Here is a 2,453-nt window from a genome sequence, read left to right as displayed (position 1 = left end):
ATTCTCCCTGCACATAGGATTGTCGACCGCGCGCTATCGATGTCGCGATCGACTCACAATTAGCAGCTGCGGTGAGACCCCAGCTGCCGCGTGGCAGCCCGTGTTACGCACTGCTTGGGTCACGAGACCTGGGTTGGTGATTCTCGAGGTTCTGGCGCATCGACTGGGCAGCGCCGGACCGTCGACCGATGCGCCCTACGGAGTTCTCGTTTCGCCAGCGGCTTCGACGCGTTCGAACGTCGGAGGGCAGCCGTCCGGCAGCCGGACGCGCGCTACAGTCACTGCCGGGACGCCCGCCACCACTGCTCGATCGGGAACATCTTTGGTGACGACTGCGCCCGCGCCGATGACTGCCTCGTCGCCGATGGTCACACCCATGTTGATCACCGCGTTTGCACCGACGAAAACACGGTTGCCGATCGTAACGGGCTTCCGCTCGACGGACTCGTACCGTCGCCCGGAAACGCATCTCTTGACGGAGGAGTGCGTGTAGATGTGCACCCCGGAGGAGATATCGCAGCCTTCGCCGATTCGCAGGCCTCCCGATCCGTCGATCACTGTGAATGCGCCGATCCAGGTGCCTTCGCCGATCTCAGGATCGCCCACGATCCACGCGAGCGCGTTGTAGGGGTTCTCTGGCAGTGCGCCGGTCACCTTGCGGGAGTCTCCGGGTTCGTCTCGAAACGGATGAGGTCAGTCATCCCCTCAACAACAGGAACCGAGTACTCGAATCCGATCATCTCCTTCGCGCGCGTGATGTCGGCAGCCCGACGACTTACGAGCACATGTCGAGGATTGAACTGCGGCTCAACGTCAGCCCCGATCGCATCGATGAGAATCCGCGCGAGTTCTGCGACGCTGGTGTCGATGCCGGTTCCGACATTAATGGGAGCGTTCGCTTTCTCCGACTCGGTAGCGAGGACAACAGCTCGCCCGATGTCTGTTACGTGAATGAAATCCATTGATTGCTCGCCCGCCCCATCGATGATCGGCGGCTCGCCGTTGCGGAGCCTGTTCACGAAGTGGTTGATGACACTCGTGTAGTACGCGGTCGTCTTCTGGCCGGGTCCGTAGACATTGAAGAAGCGAAGAGCGATCCACGAGAGTCCTGAGCGACGTTCGTAGTAGCGCAGCAGATCCTCGCCGGTCCGTTTGCCGATGCAATACGGCGTCAACGGGTTGAGTTCGTCATCCTCATGCATGGGTAGCTTCTTGGGATCCCCGTAGACCGAGGCGCTCGACGCGTACACGACGCGCTGAACTCCAAGATCAGCTGCGCTTGCAAACACGTTGTGCGAGCCCACCATGTTGGTGTCGACCGAGCTGTAGGGGTCGGCCTGGCTCTTGTTGATTGAGTCCGCTGCGAGGTGAATCACGTGCGTCGCGCCGCGCATTGCGCGTGCAACAGCTCCGCCGGATCGGATGTCCTGATCGATGACCTCCACGCCACGTGTGGTCGCCAGTTCATTAGCGCGGTCGCGGTCGCCCCTGACCATGTTGTCGAAGATGCGTACATTCCAACCTCGGTCGAGCAGCTGGTTCACGACGTGGAGGCCGATGAATCCCGCGCCGCCGGTAACGAATGCGAGTCGGTTATCGTTCATTTCTTCTCTTCTTTATCGGTTCTGGATTGTTCTGTTCCGGAGTGTCGGCCGGTTGTGGGTAACTACCTGGTCGACGAGGCTATATCCGTGACGACTTCGCGCACGGTCGCGGCGACGTACTCGATGTCCTCGTCAGTGAGGTTCGCATGCATCGGAATGGCGACGTGCCTCCTGAACAGGTCCGCAGAGACTGGTAGGTCTCTCTGCGGTCCATAGACGGGCTGAAGGTGGCTCGCGTAGGTTCCGATATTGCAGCCGACTCCGCGCTCGCGGAGCGCCATGATGACCCGACCTCTATCAAGTCGCCGGTCGATGGTGATGACATACGACTGCCAGACGTGGCCGCGATCGGGCAGAGCAGTCGGAAGCGATACGTGTGAAAGGTCGCCGAGGAGCGTCTCATAATGCGCAGCCACGCGCGCCCGGGCGTCGACGAGATCGGGGAGACGCTTGATCTGGACCCCCATAATGGCTGCTTGCACGTCGGAGAGACGATAATTGTGGCCGAGTTCGTCGAACTGCGGTACTGGGAGGTCCTGACTGGCCTCGCGGGTGATTGCCGGTGCAATCCCGTACGTGTGCAGTTTCCGTGCTCGTTCGATGACTTCCGGCCGCGTGCTGGCGAGGGCGCCGCCCTCCCCGGAGGTGATGCCTTTCCTTCCGTGGAAACTGAAGGCCGTGGCGTCGGCGAGTGATCCGACGGGACGGCCTCGGTAGCTGGCTCCGCTTGCGCAGGCCGCGTCCTCGACCACCCAGAGGCCGTGCTTTCTTGCGATTGACAGGATCTCATCCATGTCGGCAGGCTGCCCGAACGGATCGACAGCGATGATGCCGACCGTTCTCGGAGTG

Annotated in this window: 3 protein-coding genes; all 3 read right to left on the bottom strand. The window is 61.5% G+C overall.

The window, feature by feature from the left end:
- Nucleotides 1-195: 195 nt before the first annotated feature.
- A complete protein-coding gene (locus Q1V87_RS15260; protein ID WP_300594773.1) occupies nt 196-654 on the bottom strand; it encodes an acyltransferase in 459 nt (152 codons plus the stop codon).
- Nucleotides 651-1,604 (bottom strand): NAD-dependent epimerase/dehydratase family protein, encoded by a 954-nt coding sequence (locus tag Q1V87_RS15255; RefSeq protein WP_300594770.1) that lies wholly within the window; start codon nt 1,602-1,604, stop codon nt 651-653. The genes Q1V87_RS15260 and Q1V87_RS15255 overlap by 4 nt, the downstream gene beginning before the upstream one ends.
- A gap of 62 nt (nt 1,605-1,666) precedes the next feature.
- Nucleotides 1,667-2,453 (bottom strand): DegT/DnrJ/EryC1/StrS family aminotransferase (locus Q1V87_RS15250; protein ID WP_300594767.1); only part of this gene is annotated, 787 nt, incomplete at its 5' end.

It is taken from the genome of Microbacterium sp. (genome assembly GCF_030149085.1).
GTDB lineage: Bacteria > Actinomycetota > Actinomycetes > Actinomycetales > Microbacteriaceae > Microbacterium.
Note: the sequence above shows the minus strand (reverse complement) of the source record. Positions and strands in the feature narration are given on the sequence as shown.